The sequence below is a fragment of the Microbacterium sp. W4I20 genome (genome assembly GCF_030816505.1).
In the GTDB taxonomy this organism is placed as follows: Bacteria; Actinomycetota; Actinomycetes; order Actinomycetales; family Microbacteriaceae; genus Microbacterium.
On the sequence record NZ_JAUSYB010000001.1, the window covers coordinates 4,018,779 to 4,043,890 of the forward strand.

General features: G+C 67.9%; 23 protein-coding genes. 18 read left to right on the plus strand and 5 right to left on the minus strand.

The genetic code is table 11. The features are described from left to right. Positions 1-18 precede the first annotated feature (18 nt). The 4 genes from metG to QFZ21_RS19555 are packed head-to-tail and all read left to right on the plus strand — an operon-like array spanning position 19 to position 3,230. Positions 19-1,596 (plus strand): methionine--tRNA ligase, encoded by a 1,578-nt coding sequence (metG, locus tag QFZ21_RS19540; RefSeq protein ID WP_307380855.1) that lies wholly within the window; start codon positions 19-21, stop codon positions 1,594-1,596. 3 nt (positions 1,597-1,599) lie between these two features. Beyond that, positions 1,600-2,478, plus strand: a complete 879-nt coding sequence (locus QFZ21_RS19545) for a TatD family hydrolase (RefSeq protein ID WP_307380857.1) — start codon at positions 1,600-1,602, stop codon at positions 2,476-2,478. 54 nt (positions 2,479-2,532) lie between these two features. Beyond that, the gene (locus tag QFZ21_RS19550) at positions 2,533-2,790 is read left to right on the plus strand and encodes a type II toxin-antitoxin system Phd/YefM family antitoxin (RefSeq protein ID WP_307380859.1); all 258 of its coding nucleotides are present in this window, start codon (positions 2,533-2,535) and stop codon (positions 2,788-2,790) included. Continuing rightward, positions 2,787-3,230: a type II toxin-antitoxin system VapC family toxin gene (locus tag QFZ21_RS19555; protein WP_307380861.1), complete on the plus strand. Its 444-nt coding sequence runs from the start codon at positions 2,787-2,789 to the stop codon at positions 3,228-3,230. The genes QFZ21_RS19550 and QFZ21_RS19555 overlap by 4 nt, the downstream gene beginning before the upstream one ends. A 1-nt stretch (position 3,231) precedes the next feature. Here QFZ21_RS19555 and QFZ21_RS19560 read toward each other — a convergent pair whose 3' ends face one another. Next, on the minus strand, positions 3,232-4,482 hold the full coding sequence (locus tag QFZ21_RS19560; protein WP_307380863.1) for an MFS transporter: 1,251 nt from the start codon (positions 4,480-4,482) through the stop codon (positions 3,232-3,234). A gap of 36 nt (positions 4,483-4,518) precedes the next feature. Between QFZ21_RS19560 and rsmA the strand changes: the two genes are divergently transcribed. From rsmA to QFZ21_RS19605, 9 genes are all read left to right on the plus strand, one after another. Then, the gene (gene rsmA, locus QFZ21_RS19565; protein ID WP_307380864.1) at positions 4,519-5,388 is read left to right on the plus strand and encodes a 16S rRNA (adenine(1518)-N(6)/adenine(1519)-N(6))-dimethyltransferase RsmA; all 870 of its coding nucleotides are present in this window, start codon (positions 4,519-4,521) and stop codon (positions 5,386-5,388) included. A gap of 9 nt (positions 5,389-5,397) precedes the next feature. After that, complete coding sequence (gene mgrA, locus QFZ21_RS19570; RefSeq protein ID WP_307380865.1) at positions 5,398-6,465, plus strand: L-glyceraldehyde 3-phosphate reductase; 1,068 nt, start codon at positions 5,398-5,400, stop codon at positions 6,463-6,465. 7 nt (positions 6,466-6,472) lie between these two features. Beyond that, positions 6,473-7,405, plus strand: coding sequence for a 4-(cytidine 5'-diphospho)-2-C-methyl-D-erythritol kinase (locus tag QFZ21_RS19575; protein ID WP_307380866.1), 933 nt, complete (start codon positions 6,473-6,475; stop codon positions 7,403-7,405). 64 nt (positions 7,406-7,469) lie between these two features. Then, a complete protein-coding gene (locus QFZ21_RS19580; protein ID WP_307380868.1) occupies positions 7,470-7,895 on the plus strand; it encodes a hypothetical protein in 426 nt (141 codons plus the stop codon). Positions 7,896-7,988: 93 nt separating this feature from the next. Next, the gene (locus tag QFZ21_RS19585; protein WP_307380870.1) at positions 7,989-9,002 is read left to right on the plus strand and encodes a LacI family DNA-binding transcriptional regulator; all 1,014 of its coding nucleotides are present in this window, start codon (positions 7,989-7,991) and stop codon (positions 9,000-9,002) included. A gap of 158 nt (positions 9,003-9,160) precedes the next feature. Continuing rightward, positions 9,161-10,681 (plus strand): multiple monosaccharide ABC transporter ATP-binding protein, encoded by a 1,521-nt coding sequence (mmsA, locus tag QFZ21_RS19590; protein WP_307381364.1) that lies wholly within the window; start codon positions 9,161-9,163, stop codon positions 10,679-10,681. Next, positions 10,678-12,030, plus strand: coding sequence for a multiple monosaccharide ABC transporter permease (gene mmsB / locus QFZ21_RS19595; RefSeq protein ID WP_307380871.1), 1,353 nt, complete (start codon positions 10,678-10,680; stop codon positions 12,028-12,030). The genes mmsA and mmsB overlap by 4 nt, the downstream gene beginning before the upstream one ends. A gap of 58 nt (positions 12,031-12,088) precedes the next feature. Beyond that, positions 12,089-13,207: a sugar-binding protein gene (locus QFZ21_RS19600; RefSeq protein ID WP_307380873.1), complete on the plus strand. Its 1,119-nt coding sequence runs from the start codon at positions 12,089-12,091 to the stop codon at positions 13,205-13,207. A 181-nt stretch (positions 13,208-13,388) separates the two neighbouring features. Continuing rightward, positions 13,389-15,080: an alpha/beta hydrolase-fold protein gene (locus QFZ21_RS19605; protein ID WP_307380875.1), complete on the plus strand. Its 1,692-nt coding sequence runs from the start codon at positions 13,389-13,391 to the stop codon at positions 15,078-15,080. 23 nt (positions 15,081-15,103) lie between these two features. Here QFZ21_RS19605 and QFZ21_RS19610 read toward each other — a convergent pair whose 3' ends face one another. From QFZ21_RS19610 to QFZ21_RS19620, 3 genes are all read right to left on the minus strand, one after another. Beyond that, the gene (locus tag QFZ21_RS19610) at positions 15,104-15,649 is read right to left on the minus strand and encodes an HNH endonuclease signature motif containing protein (protein ID WP_307380876.1); all 546 of its coding nucleotides are present in this window, start codon (positions 15,647-15,649) and stop codon (positions 15,104-15,106) included. A gap of 49 nt (positions 15,650-15,698) precedes the next feature. After that, positions 15,699-16,457, minus strand: a complete 759-nt coding sequence (locus QFZ21_RS19615) for a DUF222 domain-containing protein (RefSeq protein WP_307380877.1) — start codon at positions 16,455-16,457, stop codon at positions 15,699-15,701. 119 nt (positions 16,458-16,576) lie between these two features. Then, on the minus strand, positions 16,577-17,488 hold the full coding sequence (locus tag QFZ21_RS19620; RefSeq protein ID WP_307380879.1) for a spermidine synthase: 912 nt from the start codon (positions 17,486-17,488) through the stop codon (positions 16,577-16,579). A 56-nt stretch (positions 17,489-17,544) separates the two neighbouring features. Between QFZ21_RS19620 and QFZ21_RS19625 the strand changes: the two genes are divergently transcribed. After that, positions 17,545-19,356, plus strand: a complete 1,812-nt coding sequence (locus tag QFZ21_RS19625) for an ABC-F family ATP-binding cassette domain-containing protein (RefSeq protein ID WP_307380881.1) — start codon at positions 17,545-17,547, stop codon at positions 19,354-19,356. A gap of 28 nt (positions 19,357-19,384) precedes the next feature. Here QFZ21_RS19625 and QFZ21_RS19630 read toward each other — a convergent pair whose 3' ends face one another. After that, positions 19,385-20,422: an endonuclease/exonuclease/phosphatase family protein gene (locus QFZ21_RS19630; protein ID WP_307380884.1), complete on the minus strand. Its 1,038-nt coding sequence runs from the start codon at positions 20,420-20,422 to the stop codon at positions 19,385-19,387. A 115-nt stretch (positions 20,423-20,537) separates the two neighbouring features. On the opposite strand from QFZ21_RS19630, the gene QFZ21_RS19635 reads away from it, so the two are divergent. The 4 genes from QFZ21_RS19635 to QFZ21_RS19650 all read left to right on the plus strand — a co-directional run bounded on the left by QFZ21_RS19635 (position 20,538) and on the right by QFZ21_RS19650 (position 25,106). Further along, positions 20,538-22,292 (plus strand): Na+/H+ antiporter, encoded by a 1,755-nt coding sequence (locus QFZ21_RS19635; RefSeq protein ID WP_307380886.1) that lies wholly within the window; start codon positions 20,538-20,540, stop codon positions 22,290-22,292. Positions 22,293-22,395: 103 nt separating this feature from the next. After that, positions 22,396-23,307, plus strand: a complete 912-nt coding sequence (locus tag QFZ21_RS19640; RefSeq protein WP_307380888.1) for a MetQ/NlpA family ABC transporter substrate-binding protein — start codon at positions 22,396-22,398, stop codon at positions 23,305-23,307. Positions 23,308-23,403: 96 nt separating this feature from the next. Continuing rightward, positions 23,404-24,447 (plus strand): methionine ABC transporter ATP-binding protein, encoded by a 1,044-nt coding sequence (locus QFZ21_RS19645; protein ID WP_307380890.1) that lies wholly within the window; start codon positions 23,404-23,406, stop codon positions 24,445-24,447. After that, the gene (locus QFZ21_RS19650; RefSeq protein ID WP_307380891.1) at positions 24,447-25,106 is read left to right on the plus strand and encodes a methionine ABC transporter permease; all 660 of its coding nucleotides are present in this window, start codon (positions 24,447-24,449) and stop codon (positions 25,104-25,106) included. Before QFZ21_RS19645 ends, QFZ21_RS19650 begins: the two co-directional genes overlap by 1 nt. Positions 25,107-25,112 lie beyond the last annotated feature (6 nt).

The window sequence follows — 25,112 nt, forward strand, 5'->3', positions numbered from 1 at the left end:
GCACCTAGAATTGACCCCATGCCCGCAGGCGAATCGTTCTACATCACCACGCCCATCTATTACCCCTCCGACGTGCCGCACATCGGCCACGGGTACACGTCGGTGGCGGTCGACACCCTCGCACGGTGGCACCGCCAGGCGGGCGACGACACCTGGATGCTGACCGGCACCGATGAGCACGGCCAGAAGATGCTGCGGGCCGCTGCGGCCAACAACGTCACGCCGCAGGAATGGGTCGACAAGCTGGTCAGCGAGGCGTGGTTCCCGCTGCTGGAGACGCTCGACGTCGCCAACGACGACTTCATCCGCACCACGCAGGAGCGCCACGAGACGAACGTGCAGACGTTCTTCCAGCGGCTCTACGACCGCGGCTACATCTATGCCGGTGAGTACGAGGCGCTCTACTGCGTGGGCTGTGAGGAGTTCAAGCCGGAGTCGGAGATCGTCGACGGCACCGGGCCGTTCGAGGGTCTGAAGGTGTGCGCGATCCACTCGAAGCCCCTCGAGTTGCTGCAGGAGAAGAACTACTTCTTCAAGCTGAGCGAGTTCCAGGACCGCCTGCTCGAGCTGTACCGGACGCAACCCGATTTCGTGCGCCCCGACTCGGCGCGCAACGAGGTCGTCTCATTCGTCTCGCAGGGTCTGAAGGATCTGTCGATCTCGCGCTCCACGTTCGACTGGGGCATCCCGCTGCCCTGGGACGAGTCGCACGTCATCTACGTGTGGGTCGACGCTCTGCTCAACTACGCCACGGCGGTCGGCTACGGCTCCGACGAGGAGAACTTCGCGCGCCGCTGGCCGGCGTATCACGTGGTCGGCAAGGACATCCTGCGGTTCCACGCCGTGATCTGGCCCGCCCTGCTGATGGCTGCCGGCCTCGAGGTGCCGAAGGGCGTCTTCGCGCACGGCTGGCTGCTCGTGGGCGGCGAGAAGATGTCGAAGTCGAAGCTCACCGGCATCGCGCCGACCGAGATCACCGACGTCTTCGGCTCCGACGCATACCGCTACTACTTCCTCTCGGCGATCGCCTTCGGCCAGGACGGCTCCTTCTCGTGGGAGGACCTGTCGGCCCGATACCAGTCCGAGCTCGCGAACGGCTTCGGAAACCTCGCCTCGCGCACGATCGCGATGATCGAGAAGTACTTCGACGGAGTCGTGCCGTCGGCGGCCGAGTACACCGAGCAGGACCTCGGGATCCAGAAGATCGTCGCGGATGCGGCGTCGAAGGCGGATGCTGCGATCGCGCAGTTCCGCATCGACGAGGCCATCTCGGCGATCTGGACGATCGTCGACGCGCTCAACGGTTACATCACTGACAACGAGCCCTGGGCGCTTGCGCGTGACGAGGCTCAGCGCGCGCGCCTCGGCACCGTGCTCTACACCTGTGCCGAGGGACTGCGAGCGCTCGCCGTGCTGCTGTCTCCGGTCATGCCGCAGTCGACCGAGAAGCTGTGGACCGCGCTCGGCGCCGCCGAGACGCTCGGCGGTCTGCAGGACCAGCCGGTCCGCGAGGCCGGGAACTGGGGCGCGCTGCGCCCCGGAACGACCGTCGCCGCACTCGCTCCGCTGTTCCCGCGGGTGGAGTCGACGGCCTGACGCATGGCCGAGACGTATGTCCGTGAGCGCTCGGGTGACGGCCGCAAGGATCTGAAGTATCCGGCCGCACCCGAGCCGCTCGCCGTACCGGTGTACGACAACCACGCGCACCTCGAGATCCTCGACGGCGATGAGCCGCTGTCGCTGACCGAGCAGCTCGACCGCGCGGCCGCGGTCGGCATCGCCGGGGTCATCCAGGCGTCCGGCGACGTCGAGTCGTCGCGGTGGGCGGTCGAGGCCGCGGCATCCGATCGTCGCGTCCTCGCGGCCGTCGCCATCCACCCGAACGATGCGCCGACCTATGCCGAGGAGGGCCGCCTCGACGAGGCGATCGCCGTGATCGACGAGCTCGCCGCGCACCCGCGCACTCGGGCGATCGGGGAGACGGGGCTCGACTTCTTCCGCACCGAGGCCGAGCGCCGGGGGCCGCAGCACGAATCCTTCGAGGCGCACATCGCGCTGGCGAAGAAGCACGGCATCGCGATGCAGATCCACGATCGTGATGCGCATGACGCGGTGCTGGAGACGCTCGGCCGTGTCGGCGCCCCCGAGCGGACCGTCTTCCACTGCTTCTCCGGCGACGACGCGATGGCCAGGATCTGCGCGGATGCCGGCTACCACCTGTCCTTCGCCGGCAACGTCACGTTCAAGAACGCACAGAACCTCCGCGATGCCCTGAAGGTCACGCCGCTCGACCGCATCCTGGTCGAGACCGACGCGCCGTTCCTGACGCCGGTGCCGCTGCGCGGGAGGCCCAACGCCCCGTACCTGGTGCCGATCACGGTGCGCTTCATGGCCGCGGAACTCGGCCTCGACGTCGATGAGCTCTCGGCGCAGATCGCCGCCAATACGCTGCGCGTCTACGGCTCCTTCGACGACTGAACTGCTGCCATGTAGTCACGCGCTGGTAAGCTTGTGACCACAAAGGAGGCAGCCATGCAGCAGGTCGGAATCCGCGAGCTCAAGACGCATCTCAGCGCTTACGTGAGTGCGGCGCGCTCAGGGGAGAGCACCGTCATCACCGACCGAGGGATCGCGGTCGCGAGACTGGTGCCGATCACGTCCGAAGACGCGCTGGAGAGGTTGATCGTCGAGGGGATCGCAACCAGACCGTCTGCTGCGCGTCGGCCCCGACCGGCACCGATCGACGCGGGGAGTGCTCTCAGCGATCTCGTCATCGAGCAGCGTGGATGATCGTCTACTTCGACACATCGGCGTTCGTGCCCCTGCTGCTGCAGGAGCCGGGAACCCCCGTCGCCTCCCGCCTCTGGGACGAGGGGCTCGCCGTGTTCAGCTCGCGCCTCATCATCGTGGAGACGGCCGCTGCCATAGCCATGAGCCGGCGGATGGGCCGAGTGTCTCCCGACCAGGCCGAGGAATTGGGAGCGGCGTGCGATGAGCTCGTCTCGCAACTGACGCTGGTGGAGGCCGCTCCGACGGTCGTCGAGACGGCGGCGGAGCTTGCCGGCAGACACGGCCTCCGCGGATACGATGCCATGCATCTCGCGTCGGTCTCGATGGTGCTCACCACGGGCGTGCTGTTCGCCAGCGGAGACCAGCGTCTGCTCGCAGCCGCGCTCGCCGAGGGCTTCGAGACCGTCGACACGAGCGGCCGGTCTGCCTCGGCGTCGTAGGTCAGCCCTCGCCGGGCTCTTCCACTGATCTCGCACTGACGATCTGCGAGATCGGCTTCCACACGAAGACCAGCGTGAGGGCTGCACCCACGAAGGCGAACCACCACGGTGCCGTGAGACCCCAGATCTGCGCGATCACACCGCCGAGTGCCTGACCGATCACCATGCCGCCGAAGACGCCCACCATGTTCACCGACGCGACCCGACCCTGCAGTTCAGCCGGTACGAGTCGCTGCCGGACGGTGGTCGAGATCGTTCCCCAGACGAACGCATACGCGCCGAAGAAGAACATGATCACCAGCGCGACCCAACCCGTCGTGGTGAGCGCGAACGAGAGGTGCATGAGCACCTCGAGCGACAGCACGACGCGCATGAGCGTCGCGAACGACACGTGCCGCTCGAGCCAGCCGAAGCTCAGCGTCGCGAGGATACCGCCCGCGGCGGACGCGGTCGTGAGTGCGCCGTAACCGACGGCGCCCATCTGCAGGTGCTCGGTGGCGTACAGCACGAGCACGCCCCAGGGCGCGGCCCAGGTGACGTTGAACACCAGGATGATCAGCACGAGCATGCGCACCGGCGGGTTGCGCCACAGCCAGCGGAGCCCCTCGGCGATGTCGGTGTGCACCGGCGGATGCTCATCGGTATCGCGCGGCGGGACCGGCGTCTTCGCCATGCGGGAGATCAGCACGACCGCGAGCGACACGCAGACCACCTCGACGAGGAACGGCCACGCCGTTCCTGCCGCGAACAGGAACGCCCCGAGCGGAGGCCCGGCGAACTGGTTCGCGACGAGGTATCCGGCCTGCAGGCGTGCATTGCCGAGTCCCAGGTCGGCCGGCTTCACCAGCATCGGCAGCAGAGTGCTCCCGGCGGTGTCGACGAACACCTCGGCAGTGCCGTAGAGGAAGGCGACGGCGAGCACGATCCAGATGTTGGCGGATCCGGTGACGAGGAACACGCAGAGACCGGCGAGGACGACCGCCCTGGCGCCGTTGGCGAACATGACGAGGCGACGCCGGTCGAAGCGGTCGGCGATCGCCCCCGCGTGCAGGCCGAAGAGCAGCCAGGGCAGGAACTGCAGGATCGCGCCGGCCGCGACGAGGATCGGGGACGACGTCATCGACGCGATCAGGAGCGGAGCCGCCGCGAGGGCGACGCCGTCGCCGACGTTGCTGGTCCACGACGACGCGAGCAGCCATCGGAAGTCACGGCCCATGCGGCGGGGCGCGACGAGTTCACCGAGAGAGGGCATCTCGAAAGACTACTGAGGGTGAGGGACAATGGAGGGATGACCATCACGCTGCTCGGCGCCACCGAGATCCGCCGCCTCGCCGCCGAGCTCGACGTGACCCCGACGAAGAAGCTCGGACAGAACTTCGTCGTCGATGCGAACACCGTGCGCAAGATCGTGCAGGCCGCTCGGGTGCAGCCGGGCGAGCGGGTCGTCGAGGTGGGCCCCGGCCTCGGCTCCCTCACTCTCGCGATCCTCGAGACCGGTGCCGCCGTGACCGCAGTGGAGATCGACCACCGCCTGGCCGCCCGGCTCGCGCAGACCGCCGCGGAGCACGGCGTGGCACCCGACATGCTCACGGTCGTCGACGCCGATGCGCTCCGCATCACCGAGCTGCACGGCGAACCCACTGTGCTGGTCGCGAACCTGCCCTACAACGTCTCGGTCCCGGTGCTCCTGCACTTCCTCGAGAGCTTCAGCTACCTCCAGCGCGGCGTGGTCATGGTGCAGTCCGAGGTCGCCGAGCGCCTGGCCGCCAAGCCGGGCTCCAAGATCTACGGCACGCCGAGCGTCAAGGCCGCCTGGTACGGCGAGTGGAAGCTCTCCGGCACCGTGTCGCGTCAGGTGTTCTGGCCGGTGCCGAACGTCGACAGCCTGCTGGTCGGGTTCGACCGGTCGGAGGGCGAGCGCGGCAGCGAGGAGGAGCGTCGGCGCACCTTCCAGATCGTGGATGCCGCGTTCAACCAGCGGCGGAAGATGCTCCGGCAGGCGCTGTCCGGAATCTTCGGCAGTTCCGCCGCGGCATCCGAAGCCCTCATCGCCGCCGGTGTCGCACCGACCGCCCGCGGCGAAGACCTGACGGTGGAGGACTACCAGCGCATCGCGCAGCACGCGGGATCGATGAGCGGGGCGGGCATCAGGGACTAATCTGGCACGGTGACCGAGTCCCCGCGCTTCAGCCCCGACGTTCCCGAACTGCACCGTCCGTACACGGCCGACGAGAGCCGCTATCAGCGGTTCGCCTACCGCCAGGTCGGCTCCTCGGGCCTCTACCTGCCGCCGATCTCGCTCGGTCTGTGGTGGAACTTCGGCGACAACATCCCCCTCGACAACCAGCGCGCGCTGCTGCGCCACGCGTTCGACAACGGGATCACGCACTTCGACCTCGCCAACAACTACGGCCCGCCGTACGGGTCGGCCGAGAAGAACTTCGGCCGCATCTTCGCCGAGGACTTCCGCCCATACCGCGACGAGCTGATCATCTCGTCGAAGGCCGGCTGGGACATGTGGCCGGGGCCGTACGGCGACTTCGCGAGCCGCAAATACATCCTCGCGAGCGCCGAGCAGTCGCTGACCCGCATGGGCCTCGATCACGTCGACATCTTCTACTCGCACCGTGCCGACCCGGTGACACCGGTCGCCGAGACGGTCGCCGCGCTCGACACCCTGGTGCGCCAGGGGAAGGCGCTCTACGTCGGCATCTCGTCGTACAGTGCCGAGCGCACCGCCGAGGCCGTCGCGGTCGCGAAGGAGCTCGGTACGCCGCTGGTCATCCACCAGCCGGCCTACTCGATCCTCAACCGCTGGGTCGAGGACGGCCTGACCGAGACGCTGGAGCAGTCGGGGATGGGTGCCATCGCCTTCACGCCGCTCGCGCAGGGACTGCTCACCGACAAGTACCTCGGTGACGGTACGGCCGAGCGCGCCCAGCAGCGCGGCTCGCTGCCGGAGGGCCGTCTGAGCGACGACGCCGTGCAGACCCTCCGTTCGCTGAACGACATCGCGCAGCAGCGGGGGCAGTCGCTCGCGCAGCTCGCGCTGCAGTGGGTGCTGCGCAACCCCGTCGTCGTCTCGGCTCTGATCGGAGCATCCCGTCCTGAGCAGCTCGACGAGAACATCGCGGCCGTGAACGGTCCGGAGTTCACGGCCGACGAGCTCGCCCGCATCGATGAGCTCTCCGGTGCCATCGACGTGAACCTCTGGGCGACGTCGTCGGAACTGTGACCCGACCATGAGCCTCGCCTCGTCGACCGGATCCGTGCATGTGCGCGCGCCGGGGAAGATCAACGTCTACCTCGGCGTCGGCGGGCGCGACGACGACGGCTATCACGCGCTGGCGACCGTGTTCCAGGCGGTCTCGCTGTACGAGGACGTCATCGCGCGGCACGACGACGGCTTCTCGCTCACGGTCTCCGGCGTCGAAGACGTCGCCTCCGTCCCGCTCGACGACCGAAATCTGGCGATGCGGGCGGCCAAGCTGCTGGCCGCCGCCACCGAGTATCCGGGCGGCGTGGCGCTCGAGATCCGTAAGAGCGTTCCCGTCGCCGGCGGCATGGGGGGCGGATCGGCGGATGCTGCTGCGGCACTGGTCGCGTGCGACGCGCTCTGGGGCACCGGGCTCTCACCGGCGCGGCTGCATGACCTCGCCGCGCGGCTCGGCGCCGACGTGCCGTTCGCGCTGCACGGCGGCACCGCGGTGGGCACCGGCCGCGGCGATCACCTGAACCCGGCGCTCGCGCGCGGACGCTTCGACTGGATCCTGGTGACCAGCGACCAGGGACTGTCGACGCCGGTCGTGTACCAGCGGCTGGACCTCCTGCGCGAGGAGCACGGCGCCCTCGCCGACGATCCGCCGATGTCGCTCGACGTGCCGATCCCGGTGCTCCAGGCCCTGCGAGCGGGCGACCCCGTGCAGCTCGCCGAGGGTCTGGAGAACGACCTGCAGACGGCGGCCGTGTACGAGCGCCCCGATCTCGAGGACGTGATCCGGCAGGGCGTCGCCGCCGGCGCTCTGCAGGGGATCGTGTCCGGTTCGGGCCCCACGGTCGCGCTGCTGTGCCCCGACCCGGAGACCGCGCAGGACGTGCAGACGTCGCTGCGCGAGGCGGGCCTCGACCCGCTGCACGTGCACGGGCCGGTCGCCGGAGCGCGGATCCTCGCCTGACCTGTGATCGGTAGTCGCGGCGCCTGAATAGCCTGACATCACGAACCTCGGAGAAGGAGTGATCATGGGACTGTTCAGGGTGACCCGCAAGTCGCAGCAGGAACGCCAGGAGGAGGGGCTCCAGATGGCCGACGACATCGCCGCGGGTCGGGGGTTCCTCGGCAAGATGACGAAGGCGTTCATGGGGAGCGAGTTCACTGAGGCGATGCAGCAGGCGACGTCGTCGATCCACCAGGCCGAGCACGTGGCGGCGCTGCGGGCGGCCGGGGTGCCGACTCAGCCGGCCACCGTGCTGGGGCTGCAGGACACCGGGCAGACGATCAATGACAACCCGCGCGTCGTGCTGACGCTGCAGCTCGGCGCGCAGGCTGTCGCGATCCCGGCACTCGTGTCGCGTCTGGAGATCCCGCGGGTGGGGGAGCAGGTGCTCGTGGTGACCGATCCGCAGAGCGGCGAACTCCTGTACGCCGGGCTCGCTCCGCGGACCTGAGCGGAGCCTTTTCGACATCGCGGATGCACGCACGGCCTTCGACAGCCATAATGAGAAGGACGATGTGACCGTGCACATGCGAGGAGGCCTGCTGTGTCCACCGCCTCCGAGCGTGCTCGGCTGCCGAGCATCCGCGATGTCGCACGGCTTGCCGGCGTCTCGCACCAGACCGTGTCGCGTGTTCTGAACGATCACCCCAGCATCCGTCCTGAGACGAAGGCCAAGGTGCTCGACGCGATCTCCGTGCTCGACTACCGGCCGAATCTCGCGGCCCGCGCCCTCGTGACCAGCAAGTCGAACATGCTGGGCGTGCTCTCGGCCACGATCGGGGAGTTCGGTCCGGCGTCATCCATCGCCAGCATCGAGGACGCCGCCCGCGAGGAGGGCTATTCGGTGTCGACGCTGAACCTCGCCGACACCACGCCCGAGGCGATCGGGACCGCCGTCCGTCAGCTCGCGCGCGAGCAGGTCGACGGCATCGTCGTGCTCGCCCCGCAGGTGCGGGTCTTCCACGTGCTGCGCGGGATGTCGCTGGACATGCCCTTCGTCAATCTTCAGACGGCCTCGGGGTCCGACGGCGTCAGTCTGTCCGCCGACCAGGTCGCGGGTGCCAGGGCGGCGACCGAGCACCTCATCTCCCTCGGGCACGTCGACATCCTGCACCTGGCCGGCCCGCAGGACTGGATCGAGGCGGAGTCTCGGATGCGCGGATACCTCGACGGGCTCCGCGAAGCGGATCTGCCCACGTTCCCGCCGATCCGGGGGGACTGGACCGCCGACTTCGGCTACTTCGCCGGGCAGGAGCTGTCGCGTCGACGCGACTTCACCGCCGTGTTCGCCGCGAACGATCTGATGGCGATCGGTCTCATGCACGGCTTCCGCGATGCCGGCATCCGCGTGCCGCACGACGTCAGCGTCATCGGCTTCGACGACATCCCGGTGGCGGCGCACGTGGCGCCCACGCTGAGCACGGTCCACCAGGACTTCCCCGAGCTGGGTCGCCGGGCGGTCCGCATTCTCCTCGCGCAGATCCGCGGCGAGGAGCTGCCGGAGTTCGGCCCGCTGAAGACGCTGCTGCGGGCGCGCGAGTCCGCTGCATCACGGTAGCGACACGAAATCCGCACCCGGACTTGACAGATGTCCCGTCGTGCGAGGACGATGTAATCCAATGTGAACGGTCACATCGAAGGTGACCGCACGTCTGCAAGGAAAGATACGTGAGCACCACAGCAACGTTGCCGACAGTGTCAGGCCCCATCCTGGAGATGCGCAGCATCACCAAGGAGTTCCCGGGTGTCAAGGCTCTCGCCGACGTCTCCATCACCGTCCGCGCTGCCGAGATCCACGCGATCTGCGGTGAGAACGGGGCCGGGAAGTCCACCCTGATGAAGGTGCTCTCCGGGGTCTACCCGTACGGCACCTACGACGGCGAGATCCTCCTCTATGGCGAGGTGCAGCGCTTCAAGGACATCGTCGCGAGCGAGCAGGCCGGCATCGCGATCATCCATCAGGAGCTCGCGCTGATCCCGGAGCTCTCGATCACCGAGAACATCTTCCTCGGCAACGAGATCAAGCACTTCGGTCGCATCGACTGGCAGGCGCAGAAGCAGCGGGCGACCGAGCTGCTCGCACGCGTCGGATTGCGCGAAGACCCCGACGTGCAGATCAAGACCCTCGGCGTCGGCAAGCAGCAGCTCATCGAGATCGCGAAGGCCCTCAACAAGGACGTCAAGCTGCTCATCCTCGACGAGCCCACTGCGGCGCTCAACGAGTCCGACTCGCAGCACCTGCTCGACCTGATCCTCGGTCTCAAGGCCAAGGGCATTGCCTCGATCATGATCAGCCACAAGCTCAACGAGATCGAGCAGATCGCCGACGAGATCACGATCATCCGCGACGGCCGCACGGTCGAGACCCTCGACATCTCCCGCGGTGAGATCAACGAGGACCGCATCATCCGCGGCATGGTCGGCCGGTCGCTCGAGAGCCGCTACCCGGATCGCACGCCCGACATCGGAGAGGTGTTCTTCGAGGTGAAGGACTGGTGGGTGCAGCATCCCACCGTCTCCGAGCGCATGGTCGTCAAGGGGTCCAATCTCAACGTCCGCCGCGGCGAGGTCGTCGGCATCGCGGGGCTCATGGGCGCAGGGCGCACCGAGTTCGCGATGAGCATCTTCGGCCGCTCCTACGGCACGTTCCTCTCCGGAACGATGATCAAGGACGGCCAGGAGATCGCGCTTCCCGACGTTGCCTCCGCGATCAAGCACGGTCTCGCATACGTTTCCGAGGACCGCAAGGTGCTGGGACTCAACCTCCTCGACACCATCAAGCGCTCGGTCGTCGCCGCGAAACTGTCGAAGATCTCCCGCCGGGGCGTGGTGAACGCCCGTGAGGAGTTCTCGATCGCCGACAAGTACCGCAAGTCGCTGCGGATCAAGACCCCCTCTGTCGAAGAGGGCGTCGGAAAGCTCTCCGGCGGCAATCAGCAGAAGGTCGTCCTCGCGAAGTGGATGTTCACCGACCCGGATCTGCTGATCCTGGATGAGCCCACTCGCGGCATCGATGTCGGTGCGAAGTACGAGATCTACGCGATCATCAACGAGCTCGCCGCCCAGGGCAAGGGTGTCATCGTCATCTCCAGCGAGCTGCCAGAACTCCTCGGCATCACCGACCGCATCTACACCGTCTTCGAAGGTCGGGTCACCGACTGCATCCCGTCCGACCAGGCGACACCCGAGGCCCTCATGCGCAGCATGACCTCCGCGACCCAGAAAGCATCCGCATGACCACCGAATCCACCCCCGCCAAGAGCGGATTCCACTTCAAGGACATCACGAAGATGTTCGGAGGCGGGCAGTCGACGCTGCGCCAGTTCGGCATCCTCGGAAGCCTCGTCGTCATCCTGGTCGTCTTCCAGGTGCTGACCTGGGTCATCAAGGGACAGGGTCTGACGTTGTCGTCGGGCAACCTGATCAACGTCGTCAATCAGTATTCCTACATCCTGATCCTCGCGATCGGCATGGTGATGGTCATCATCATGGGGCACATCGACCTGTCGGTCGGTTCGGTCGCAGCATTCACCGGCATCATCGTCGCGAAGGCGATGGCCGACTGGAACCTCCCTTGGCCGCTCGCGGTCCTGCTCGGCCTCGGCGTGGGAGTGCTGGTCGGGGCATGGCAGGGATTCTGGGTGGCGTACGTCGGGGTGCCGGCCTTCATCGTGACGCTGGCGGGAATGCTGTTGTTCCGGGGTGCCAATCAGTGGGTGGGCGACTCGCAGTCGATTCCCGTGCCCGACGGCTTCCGCGTGATCGGAGCCGGCTACCTGCCGGAACTGTCGTTCATCCCGGTGCCGTTCAACGTGCTCACGATGGTTCTCGCGCTGATCGGCGTCGCGGTCATCGTCATCTCCGAGATCCGTACCCGCCGCGCCCAGCGCAAGATGGGTTCGGACATGGCGCCCGCTTGGGTCAGCACCACGAAGGTGGTCCTGATCTCGGTCGTCATCCTCGTCGCCGGCTGGATGTTCGCCACCGGTCGTGAGGGCACCAGCTTCCCGATCTCCGGCGTGATCCTGCTGCTGTTGGTCATCCTCTACACGTTCATCACCACCAACACCGTGTTCGGCCGCCACATCTATGCGGTCGGCGGCAACCGCCAGGCAGCTCGTCTGTCGGGTGTGAAGGACCGCTGGGTCGACTTCTTCGTGATGATGAACATGTCTGTTCTCGCGTCACTCGCCGGCATGATCTACGTGGCCCGCGCGACGGCGTCCGGCCCGCAGGACGGCAACGGCTGGGAGCTCGACGCGATCGCCTCGGTCTTCATCGGTGGCGCTGCCGTCTCCGGCGGTATCGGAACCGTGATCGGGTCGATCATCGGTGGCCTCGTGATGGCGTTCCTGAACAACGGACTCGCGCTGCTCGGCGCCGGCGCCGATGTCGTGTCGATGGTCAAGGGTCTTGTTCTCCTCGGTGCCGTCGGCGTCGACGTGTGGAACAAGCAGCAGGGCCGCCCGTCGATCATCGGGTTCATGACCCGTCGTTTCGGCCGGAAGGAAGACCCGGCCCTGCAGACCTTCGAACCCAACAAGACCTACCAAGCACCTCCCGTCGACAAGACGAGCGGACAGTAGGGGCCCCGTCGCGTTCGCACGCGTGACGAGACCTTCACACACCAGAGAAAGAGATCACATGAAGAAGATTCTTCTGTCGGCGACAGCGCTTGTCGTCGTGGGCGCATTCGCCCTCACCGGCTGCTCCTCGGAGCGCGGTGGAACCCCCGCAGGCGGCGACGGCGAAGAGACCGCGAAGGGCTTCGACGCCGGAGCCACGATCGGTGTCGCACTGCCCGACAAGACCTCGGAGAACTGGGTCCTCGCGGGCCAGCTGTTCACCGATGGTCTCGAGAAGGCCGGGTTCAAGGCCGACGTGCAGTACGCACCGGCTAGCAACACGGTCGCCGAGCAGCAGAACCAGATCCAGGCGATGGTCACCGGTGGCGCGAAGGTCATCATCATCGGCGCGAAGGACGGCAAGCAGCTCTCCACGCAGGTCGAGGCCGCTCGGGACGCCGGTGTGACGGTCATCGCCTACGACCGTCTGATCGAGAACACCGAGGCTGTCGACTACTACGTCGCCTTCGACAACTTCCGGGTCGGCCAGCTGCAGGGCCAGGCTCTGCTCGACGGTCTCGCCGAGCGTGCGGGTCATGAGGCGCCGTACAACGTCGAGCTGTTCTCGGGATCCCCGGATGACGCGAACGCACCCGTGTTCTTCGACGGTGCGATGGAGGTTCTCCAGCCGAAGATCGATGACGGCACGCTGAACGTCGTCTCGGGCCAGACTGAGATCGCTCAGACGGCGACCGAGGGCTGGAAGCCGGAGAACGCCGCTCGTCGTATGGACGCGCTCATCACCTCGTCGTACGGTTCCGAGACGCTTGACGGCGTCCTGTCCCCGAACGACACGCTCGCCCGCGCCATCATCACGCAGGTGCAGGATGCCGGCAAGCCGGTTCCGGTCGTCACGGGTCAGGACTCCGAGGTGGAGTCGGTCAAGTCGATCATGGAGGGCATCCAGTACTCCACGATCAACAAGGACACCACTCTCCTGGTGGAGCAGTCCATCAAGATGGTCGGCCAGCTCCAGAAGGGCGAGAAGGTCGACGTCAACGACACCGACCAGTACGACAACGGCAAGAAGGTCGTTCCGGCCTACCTGCTCGACCCGATCATCGTCACGAAGGAGAACGCGGCCGAGGCATACGCCAACGTCCCGAGCCTCCTCGAGATCGTGAAGTCCTACGAGTAAGTAGCACTCCGCGAGATCACGCGAGCCGCCCGGACCTTCTGGTCCGGGCGGCTCGTTCGCGTCCGGCGTGTCGCCGCGCACACCTCTGCGGTGACCGCGATGTGTCCGCGGACCATTGGGCGGCGCGAGCACCCGACCTACGGTGAGCAGCGACTCAGCCGAACGGACGGGAGCACGTCGCATGCGATTCATCACACGAGGAGTGCGCGGGGCCTCAGCGGTCCTCGCCTTGGCGACCGGCGTGGCCCTGGCCGCGACCGGGTGGGCCGGAACGAACGCGCCGAACGGGGGAGCGCCCGCAGGCGTCTCCGCCGAGGCGTCGGGCGAGCCCGATCCCTTCATCCGGGACGTCCACACCTGGGTGACGACGTCGGAGGCGGATCGGAGCTACAAGATCTCGGTCGCGCTGCCGGCGAACTACAGCGAGACGGGGAAGCCGTATCGCGTGCTGTACGTCACCGACGCCAACGCGGAGTTCGGCATGGCGGTCGAGACGGCACGCCTGAACGCTCCCGGCACGCTGGTCGTCGGCATCGGCTATGACAACCCCGGCCAGGGGTTCGCCGCATCCGGTGTGCCGAGGACTCTCGACCTGACGCCCACCCGCATCGCGGCTGCGGACTCCGGCGGTGCGCCCGAGTTCCTCTCGTTCCTGCGGGATGAGCTCGTGCCCTACGTCGAGGACGAGTATCACGTCACGTCCGACGATCGTGCACTGATGGGTCACTCCTTCGGGGGTCTCTTCGCGACTTACGCACTGCTGCACAACGAGGGGCTGTTCGAGCGGTTCGTGATCGCGTGCCCGTCGATCTGGTGGGATGACCGCGCGATCCTCGACATGGAGCAGGCGTACTCCGAGTCGCACGACGACCTCGATGCTCGCGTCTTCCTCTCCGTGGGGTCGCTGGAAGAGACGACGTCGGGCTTCCCGATGACGAGTGACATGACGGCCTTCGCGCGAACGCTCTCGGATCGCGATTACGGCGGACTGGAGCTCGGCGCGCACGTGTTCGAGGATGAGACGCACCTGTCGGTGATCGGAGCCGCGTTCAGTCGCGGACTCCGTTTCATCTACGCGGCCCCCGGTGAGACGGTTCCCGGCACGACGCTGCCCGAGGAGGCGGAGACGACTGCGCCGGTCGTGGCGACGCACCCCGCGGACGTCCGGGTCGAAGCGGGAGAGGACGCCACGTTCACCGCTGCTGCCACCGGCAGTCCCGCGCCGTCGATGAGGTGGCAGACCCGGTTACCGGATGCCGGCGACTGGGTCGACGTCCCCGACGCGACGGCCACCTCTCTCACGATCTCGGCCGCGCCGGAGTCGGCGACGGGCACCCGGTACCGCGCCGTGTTCACCAACTCGGCGGGTGAGGCGACGACGGATGCCGCGACTCTCACGGTCGTGCCGGGGGAGGAGCCGGGCGCGGGCGGGCCGAGTGAGGAGGATCTCACCGATGCGAACCGCGGAACTGTGTCGGTCCCCGATTCCGTCGCGCAGGGCGGGACCGCCGTCGTGACCGTCGGGACGGCGCAGGCGGAGGAGTCGGTGGATGTGTACCTGTTCTCCGCGCCCGTGCTGCTCGGGACCCGAGTGGTGACGGCGGACGGCACGGCGACGGTGACGATCCCTGCGGACGCGGCGCTCGGTGCCCATCGGATCGCGGTCTACGCGTCGGACGGTGCTCTGATCGGGTGGGCGGGGACCACGGTCACCGCGGCGCCGGGAGGCGCAGCAGCGGCCGGGCCTGATCGGCTGTCGGACACCGGCGGCGAGGCCGCTGTCGGTGTGTTGGCGGCTGCGCTGTTGCTGCTCACCGCGGGCGGTGGGTTGATCTTCGCCACCCGCAGGCGTGACGCGGCCGGTCACGTGTGAAGCAGCGAGGCTGATCGGCACAGTCAGAACGGCGCGGGGGCCGTCGCACTCGCTGCGACCCACACACCCCCGGGGACGACCGCGCTCTCGGCGAACGTGACCGTGTTCTGCGTCGGAGGTCGGTCGATGTAGATGCGACCGGTCGGGCTGGTCCATTCGAGGAACCCGCCGGGCCGCTGCTCGACATGCCAGGGCGAGTGGTGCTTCAGCATGTGGTGTCGTCGGCAGAACGCCGCGAGGTTTTCGTGGCTCGTGGACCCGCCGGTCGCCGCGGCCACGTTGTGGTCGACGTCGCATTTTCGTGCCACGAGGCCGCAGGTCGGGAAGCGGCACCGCTGGTCTCGGGCTCGGAGATGTCGTCGGAGTTGTTCACTGGGCCGGTAGCGATCCACCGAGAGCATGGCGCCGCTGGTCGGGTGCGTGAAGACCCGATCCCAACCGGCCGCGGAGCCGGCGAAGAAGCGTGCGGTGGCGATGTCGATCGGCATCTCGCCGTCGAGCTCGGCCGGAGGCGAATCGCATCCGTCCCCGACCGCGTCCTCGCCGTCTCTCAGTGAGGACGCGGGCACCGTGACCTCCACCCGGGCCCGGATCTCCCCGAGCAACCCGTCATCGGTGTCATGCCCGGCCGGACTCCACGGTGAGAACGAGGTCGGCCAACAGGTCAGCGCGCAACTGGTCGATCGTGCGTTCATCGCCGACGGCGCCGGATTCCTTCGCTGCCTTGCCGTTCTCCTCTTTCACGGCGTGCGCCATCTGAGAGAGCCGATCGAACATGCCGTGCACGAGCGCCGCCGGACCGTGCATGCCGATCTCGGCCATGCCGTCATCGCGATCCTTCATCCACACTCGCCGCTTCTCGCGCGCCGTGCGATGCCGCTCGGTCACCGAGCGCTTCTGGTACTTCTCCGCGATCCGTCGGGCGGTACGGCGTAGACGGTTGGGCGACTCGACGGTCGCGGCTTCGATGGCCTCCGCGGCGTAGGCCGCGCGATCCGCCTCATCGTCGAGATGAGCGCCGGCGTCGACGATCACACGCGAATGAGCGGCGCTGATGCGCCCGGCGCCCTGTGCGTGCCAGACAGAGGGGAAGCGGTCGACCAGCCACGACGCCTCGGACATGCGTCGCTCGACCGTGCGGTCGCTCATGCGCTGGATCGCCCCGATCTCGGCAGCGACCGAACGGATCGTCATGTCGCCACCGTCGGGGTGCCGCGCCTCCTGGGCGATGTCGATGGCCAGCCGTCCGGCGAGAGCCAGAAGCCCATCGCGCGCCGCCTGCATGCTGCTCAGTGTCGCCTCGGCCGCGGCCAGCGACTCGACCAGATCGGCGAGTATCGCCATCTGAGAGTCCGTCGCATCGACCATCGCTTCCATGACTTCAGTACATCATCGAGCACCGACATTCGAAGATTTCTTCGACGTCGAATCGCTATATGGATGCCGCCCGCGCGGCGAGATCGCCTGACGAGCTGTGCATCGCCTGACGCGCCGCGCTAGTCCCAGATCGGGTCGTCGGGGTCGGGGGAGTCCGTGCCGTCGGCGTCGGTCATGATGCGCGCTTCAGCGATCCATGACGTCAGCCGATCGTCGTGGAGCATATGCGGTCGCGGTGTGCCGAGAAGATCGGGAGTCGTCACGATGTCCAGCGGTTCATCGCTCGCGAAGACGACGACGTTGTTGAGCGGTCCTTCCTCGTCGGTCGGGTCTGCGTCGAGAACGACGGCGACGTGCTCGAACACCGTGCTCAGGGTGGCCGCCTGCCGCCGCGAGTACTCGAACGGGTGCCCGTCGAGCAGGTTGACTGCGACGACACCGTCGCCTGCGGAGCGTGCCGCGACCCGGCGGTAGAACTCCTGGCTGGCCACACGGTGTCGGATGAAGGCGGCATCCCACAGATCGACGACGGTGAAGCGCGCCTCCACCCAATCGGTGTCGACGGCGGTGGCGCCCGTGGCTGCGCCGCCGAGTCCGGGAGAAGGGGATCGTCCCTCGCCGGGGAACTCCGCGTCTGCGATCGCCCGCGCATCGCCGAAGACGACTCGCACGTCGGCGCCTGCGGGAAGAGGCAGCGCCTCGATCACTGCGGCATAGAGAGCGGGCTCGAACTCGACCACGAGTTGAGGCGACCCGGCACGGGTGGCCTCGACGTAGCGGGCGAGCGTGAGTGCTCCGGCCCCCAGGTGCACGGTGAACAACGGCGCACCGGGCTCGGCTGCGGCATCGATCGCCCGGGCGATGTGCTGGATGTAGGGGTATTCCAGTGAGGTGGGCTCAGTCATCGAGACCACGGACTGCGGAATCCCATCGACGCTGAGCTCGTAGCGACCGGGTCGGCTCTTCGACTCCACCAGCTTCGCCTTGTGATTGTCGAGCGAGAGCGAGAAGACCCGGCGATTCCTTGGCACCCGTCGATCTTAGGTCGGGCGAGACGGGTCGAAGACGCGACTACCCTGGAGAGGACATGGCACATCTTCTCGGGGCTGAAAGCCTCCACCTCGAATATCCGACCAGGGTCGTCTTCGATTCCGTGACCGTCGGGATCGAGGAGGGCGACCGCATCGGCATCGTCGGCCGCAACGGCGACGGCAAGTCCAGCCTCCTCGGCATGCTGGCGGGAACCAGAGAGCCGAACTCCGGCCGCGTCACCGTGCGCGGCGGCATCCGCATCGGCGTCCTCGACCAGGCCGACACGCTCGCCGACGACGTCACGATCAGTGAAGCCGTGGTCGGCGACACCCCGGAGTACGAGTGGGCGGGCGACGCGCGCGTCCGCGACGTGATCGAAGGGCTCCTGCGCGATCTGCCGTGGGATGCCGAGATCGGCTCGCTCAGCGGTGGTCAGCGGCGTCGGGTCTCGCTCGCGAAGCTTCTTGCCGGCGACTGGGACGTCATCGCCCTCGACGAGCCCACCAACCATCTCGACGTGGAGGCCATCACCTGGCTCGCGGGACACCTGAAGAAGCGGTGGAGCGGCAACTCGGGCGCACTCCTGGTCGTGACCCACGACCGGTGGTTCCTGGATGAGATCTGCACGGAGACCTGGGAGGTGCACGACCGCATCGTCGAGCCCTTCGAGGGCGGCTACGCCGCGTACATCCTGCAGCGCGTCGAGCGCGACCGGATGAACGCCACGATCGAGGCGAAGCGCCAGAACCTCGCCCGCAAGGAGCTTGCGTGGCTCCGCCGCGGTGCTCCCGCCCGCACCGCCAAGCCCAAGTTCCGCATCGACGCGGCGAACGAGCTCATCGCCGACGTGCCGGAGATCCGCGACAAGGTGTCGCTGCAGTCGCTGGCCGTCTCGCGGCTGGGCAAGGACGTCGTCGACCTCCTCGACGTCGGTGTGACGTATCCGAAGACGGATGGCAGCACCCGCGAAGTCCTGCGCGACGTCGAGTGGCGCATCGCGCCGGGGGAGCGCACCGGCATCCTCGGTGTCAACGGCGCGGGCAAGTCGACGCTCCTCGGCCTCATCGCCGGCACCGTCGAGCCCACCGTGGGCCGGGTCAAGCGCGGCAAGACGGTCGTCGTGAAGACGCTCACCCAGCGTCTGGACGAGCTCGAAGACGTGCGCCACGAGCCCGTGCGCATCATCATCTCTCGGTTGCGCACCTCCTACACGCTCGGCGCCGGCTCCAAGGCGCAGGACCTCACTCCGGGGCAGCTGCTCGAGCGGCTCGGGTTCGACTCGGCCCAGCTCTCCACCCCGGTCAAGGACCTCTCCGGTGGTCAGCAGCGTCGTCTGCAGCTGCTCCTCGTGCTCCTCGATCAGCCGAACGTGCTGATCCTCGATGAGCCCACCAACGACCTCGACACCGACATGCTCGCCGCGATCGAAGACCTGCTCGACTCCTGGTCCGGCACGCTGCTCGTGGTCAGCCACGACCGCTACTTCCTCGAGCGCGTCACCGATCAGCAGTACGCGATCCTCGACGGGAAACTGCGTCACCTTCCCGGGGGCGTCGACGAGTACCTGCGGCTGCGGCAGTTGCAGGATGCTGCGCCGCGCGCATCTCAGACCGCGACGAACACGGCGAAGAAGGGCGCGGCCCTCGAAGGCGCCGCTCTGCGCACCGCGCAGAAGGAGATCTCCTCGCTCGAACGCCGCATCGAGAAGCTCACGCAGCAGATCGACAAGGCGAAGACGGCCCTCGCCGAGCACGATCAGTCCGACTACGCCGGCATCGCCGACGAGATGAAGGCGATCGGCGAACGGCAGGCCGAGATCGAGGAACTCGAGCTGCGCTGGTTCGAGCTCTCCGAAGACCTCGGCTGACGGCGGCCGCCCCGGCCGCTTCTCGACGTCAACGCCGCGCGACCACCGCGACGATCGGGCGGTGATCGCTGCCCGCGGTGTCGTAGCCGGTGACCACCGACGCCGCGCGCACCTCCCACGCCGAGCCGACCAGGACGTGGTCGATCGGTGCGGCGAGCCAGGCAGGCGCTGTCGCAGGCCAGGTCCCGACAGCAGCCGACTGCGACTCTGACGCGGCGTCCTGGCAACCGTCGAGGGCGGACGCCAGGTGATCGACCGTCGCGTTGAGGTCGCCGGCCACGATGACCTCCGGTTCGCTGCAGTGATCCGTGACCCAGCCGAGTCCCGCGTTCCAGCGGCCCGAAAGACCGGGGAGCGGCGGTAGCGGATGGGCCGCGACGAAACGCGGACCGGAACCATCGACCGGCATCCACACGCCGCTCGGAAGCCCCGGTGTGGAGCCCGCCTCCGGATCGAGCCGATACTCCCCGAGCTCGTCCGAGATGAGGACGGACGTGGGGATGTCAGATTCTCCGTCGAGGCCCCAGGTGGTGTCGGGAACCATCGTCCTGCCCTCGAGCGCGACGAGCCGTGCGACCTCTCCGACGGCCTGCTCGTCGGTCTCGGGGAGGCTCACGATGTCGGCATCCGTCTCGATCACCAGGCGAGCGATCGACTCGGGGGATGCCGCCCCGCCCTGGGTGTTCCAGGCCAGCACGGTCATGTCTCCTTCGGCCTCGGATGCTGCGGCTGTCGCGGCGCTGCCGCGAGCCAGCAGCACTCCGGCGTTGCCGAGTGACGCCGCGAGCAGCACCACGGCCAGGCCCGCAGCGATCGACCAGCGCCGTCGGGCGACCGCGGCGAGCGCGAAGACCCCCGCGCCGGCCAGGAGCGCGATGGCGAGGCCCGCCCGGAACGAGATCACCTGGGCGACCAGCGGAAGCCGCTCGGCGTGGAGACCCTGCGGCCAGACGAGGAGGAGCGCGATCGGGACACCGAGGATCAGCGTCACGAGCAGTCCGGCCCGCCGCCGGGGCCGGTGCCGAGTGCCCGGAGAGCTCGGGTCCTGCCTGCTCGCGCTGCTCATCCGATGCTCCTTCGTGCGGGGTTTCCGACCCAGTCTCGACGATGAAGCCGACACGAACCTGACCGTGTGGAGGCGATCAGGAATATCCTTCTCCCACACGCGTTGGGAGATAGCGATGGAAGGCCTCGAAGTAACCGTCCTGCTCGGACTCACGATTCTTGTCGGAACCCTGATCGCACCGCGCGTGCGCCTCGCACTGCCCCTCGTCCTCGTCATCTTCGGGCTGCTGCTCGGCTTCGTGCCGCAGCTCCGCGAAGTGCAGCTGCCGCCCGAGACGGTGCTGCTGCTGTTCCTGCCGGTGATCCTCTTCTGGGAGAGCCTGACCACGTCGCTGCGGTCGATCCGCCGCGACTTCCGCTACATCCTGCCGATGAGCACGGTGCTCGTCGTGGCGTCGGCGTTCGCGGTCGCCGGTATCGCCGTTCTCTTCGGCATGCCGTGGGAGATCGCGCTGATCCTGGGTGCTGCCGTCGCGCCACCGGATGCCACGGCCGTTGCCGCTCTGGGACGTCTGCTGCCGCGCCGCGCCTTCATGAAGCTGAAGGCCGAGAGCCTCACCAACGACGGCACCGCCCTGGTGCTCTACGCGATCGCGGTGTCGGTCGCGCTCGGCGGCCAGATCACTCCGTGGTCGGTCACCTGGGACGTGCTGGTCTCGTACGTGGGCGGCATCGCGGCCGGCGTCGCGATCGCGGCCCTCGGCTACCTGCTCCTCAGCCGCACGACCTCGACCATCGTGATCAACGTCGCGCTGCTCCTGGTCCCGTTCTCGGCGTTCCTCGCGGCAGAGATCGTGCACGCCTCCGGGGTGCTCGCGGTCGTCGTCGCGGGCCTCGTCGTCGCCTACATCTCGCCCCGTGTGACCACCGCGTCGTCGCGGCGGCAGGCGGATGCCGCGTGGCCGTTCGGCGTCTTCCTGCTCAACGGTGCGCTGTTCGTGCTCATCGGGCTCGAGGTGCAGTACGTCGTGCACGAGATCTCGGCCCCGGCCATCGGTCGCCTCGTGCTGATCACGCTGTCCGTGTGGGCCACACTGCTCGTGGTGCGCTACCTGTTCCAGCTGCTGAACGCTCCCTTCCAGGGGCGCCCCGCGTCGCCGCTCCCGCGCGGCGTGAGGTCGCGCGCCCGGGCGGTGTCCACCGTGGCGGGCATGCGCGGAGCCGTGTCGCTGGCGATCGCCCTGTCGGTGCCCGCGTCCATCAGCGATGGCGCCGCCGTGTCCGGCCGCGACGAGATCGTCTTCGTCACCGCGGGCGTCATCATGCTCAGCCTCCTCGTCCAGGCGCCGCTGCTGCCGATGATCGTGCGCTGGGCGCGGTTCCCGGTCGACCATGCGGAGGACGAGGAGTACGAGCTCGCGGAGCGCGCGATCTCGGGCGCAGCCCTCGCGGCCCTCGACGACCTCGCCGCGGAGCACGGCGTCGGCCAGGAGGTGCGGGACCGGGTGCGGGCCGAGGGGTACCAGAACCTCGAGTTCGCGAATGCCCGGACCCTGGCGCGCGAGCAGGCGCTCGTCGATGCCGAGGCCGAAGCTCTCGACAACATGCTCGACGAGCCCGATCCGCTCGGCATCGGGGGAGTGACCTCCACCTCGGGCGCCGCTGCGCCCGTGCCCACCGGGAGTGACGCCACCGACGGCACCGTGCTGCAGATGATCGCCACCTCGGCCGACGTCGACCTCGCCCAGCGCTCGCCGCTGATCCGCCACGAGGAGCACACGCGACTCAAGCTCGCGCTCCTCGACCGCAAGCGCGAGGTGCTGCTCGGGCTTCGTGGTGCCGGCACCGTCGACGACATGATCGTACGCCGCATCTCGGCCCGCCTCGACCTCGAACAGGTGCGTCTGCAGGGCATCGAAGACTACGACTGAGCCCGATCCGGCCCGGCTGTGACGTCGTGTGACACCCGATTCTGCGCGCCTGCGAGAGCCTGCCTAACGTATTCGAGTCCCCCCACGAGAGGAACTCCTTCCCATGTCACGTCGCACCACGTCCGTCATCGCCGCGCTCGTCGCGGTCCCGCTCTTCGTCGCGCTCGCCGGCTGCGCCACCGCAGCCTCGAACGCCGGCTCCGACGGCGGTGAATCGAAAGCCGACGAGGTCGTCAAGATCGGCGTCGTCGGAAAGGGCGACGAGCAGTGGGCGCCCTTCGTCGATGCTGCAGCCGCAGAGGGCATCACGGTGGAGCTCGTCGACTTCGGCTCCTACGAGCAGCCGAACCCGGCGCTCACCGAGGGCGAGATCGACCTCAACCAGTTCCAGCACATCGTGTACCTCGCGGAGTACAACGAGAACTCGGGCGCGGACCTCACCCCGATCGGCTCGACCGCGATCTACCCGCTGGGTCTCTACTCGACCAAGTACGACGACGTCGACGACATCAAGAAGGGCGAGACCGTCGCCGTTCCCGACGATGCGTCGAACCAGGCGCGCTCGCTGAACGTGCTGCAGCAGGCCGGTCTCATCGAGCTCAAGAGCGGTGGCACCCCGTACTCCGACCTCGCCGACATCGACACCGAGAAGTCCAAGGTCAAGGTGACGGCCCTCGAGGCCGCGATCACGCCGACCTCGCTGCCCGATGTGGCCGCAGCCATCATCAACAACGACTTCGTCGTGAACGCCGGCCTGACGTTCGAGGACGCGCTCGCCACGGACGATGTCGAGGATCCGAACGCACTGCCGTACGTGAACGTCTTCGCGACGCGTGCCGAAGACGCCGACAACGAGACGTACCTGAAGCTCGTCGAGATCTTCCAGACCGACGAGGCCGTCCAGGAAGGACTCGCCGAGTCCTCCGGCGGAACGGCCCTCTCGCTCGAGGTCCCGGCGACCGACCTCGTCGACTCGCTGAAGAAGGTCCAGAAGGAAGCGGCCGAGAACAAGTGACCGCGGGCGGGAGCCATCCCGCCTGACACGAGGGAATCGGGTGACGCCGCTGCGTCACCCGATTCTCATTCCCCCAGAACCGGACCGGAGCAGTACATGCCGATCGTGAGCCTGACCAACGTGTCGAAGGCCTATCCGTCGCGGAAACCCGGAGACGGCGACATCGTCGCCGTCGACGACGTGACCCTCGAGATCGAGAAGGGCGACGTCTTCGGCATCATCGGATACTCGGGCGCCGGCAAGTCCACGCTGGTGCGGCTGATCAACGCCCTCGAGCCGGCCACCTCCGGCAGCATCCTCGTGGACGGCGTCGACATCACCTCCCTCAAGGAGAGCGAGCTGCGGAAGGTGCGCGGCGGGATCGGCATGATCTTCCAGCAGTTCAACCTCTTCTCCTCCCGCAGCGTGAAGGCCAACATCGCCTATCCGCTCACCCTCGCCGGGTGGAAGAAGGCCGACATCGAAGCCAGGGTCACGGAGCTGCTGTCGTTCGTCGGGCTCTCCGACAAGGCGAAGGCCTACCCCGAGCAGCTCTCCGGCGGACAGAAGCAGCGCGTCGGCATCGCCCGCGCCCTCGCCACTGGTCCCGCCATCCTGCTCGCCGATGAGGCGACCAGCGCGCTGGACCCGCAGACCACGCACGAGGTGCTCGACCTGCTCAAGCGCGTCAACCGGGAGCAGGGGGTGACGATCGTCGTCATCACGCACGAGATGGACGTGATCCAGACGATCGCCACCAAGGTCGCCGTCATGGAGCGCGGCCGCGTCATCGAGCAGGGCGACGTGTTCGACGTGTTCTCCGCGCCGCAGAATCCGGCGTCGCAGCGCTTCGTCGGCACGGTCGTCAAGGGCGTGCCGTCGCCCGCCGAGGTCGCGGTGCTCCGCGAACGCCATCAGGGCCGTCTGGTGACCTTCTCGTTCCGCGACGGCGACTCCTCCCAGGCGCAGGTATTCCTCGACCTCGCGAACGCCGGCCTCGACTTCGAGCTCGTGTTCGGCGGCATCAACGACATCCGCGGACGCGCGTTCGGACACCTCACTCTCGCGATCCGCGGCGAGAGTTCGGCGATCGACCAGACTCTCGCCGCGATCGGCGAACGCGTCGAAGTCACCGAGATCGCCGGAGAGGAGGTCCACTGATGGACCGTCTGATCGAACTCGCCCCCGAGTTCTGGGCCGCCGCCCTCGAGACCCTCTACATGTCGTCGTTCGCGCTCGTGCTCGGCGGCGTGCTCGGACTCGTGATCGGCATCATCCTGTACGTGACGCGTCGCGGTGGCCTGCTGCAGAACGTCGTCGTCTCGACGATCGCGAACCTTGCGGTCAACTTCTTCCGTCCGATCCCGTTCGTGATCTTCCTGGTCGTCGCGCAACCGCTCGCCCGCGCCGTGATCGGCATCGGCATCGGCACCACCGCGGGGGCGTTCATCATCGGCATCGCCGCCGCCTTCGCGATCGGCCGCATCGTCGAGCAGCATCTCGTCTCCGTGTCGCCCGGCGTGATCGAGGCGGCGCGGTCGATGGGGGCCGGTCCCTGGCGCATCCTGTTCACGGTCGCGATCCCCGAGTCGCTCGGGCCGCTCATCCTCGGGTACACGTTCATCGTGGTCGCGCTTATCGACATGACCGCGATGGCGGGGCTCGCCGGCGGCGGAGGCCTCGGTGCGTTCGCGCAGATCTACGGCTTCCGGCAGTTCGAGCCGGTCGTGATGTGGGCGGCGATCGTCCTGATCGTAGTGTTCGTGCACCTGGTGCAGCTGCTCGGCACGGCGCTCGCGCGCAAGATCATGCGCCGCTGACCCTTC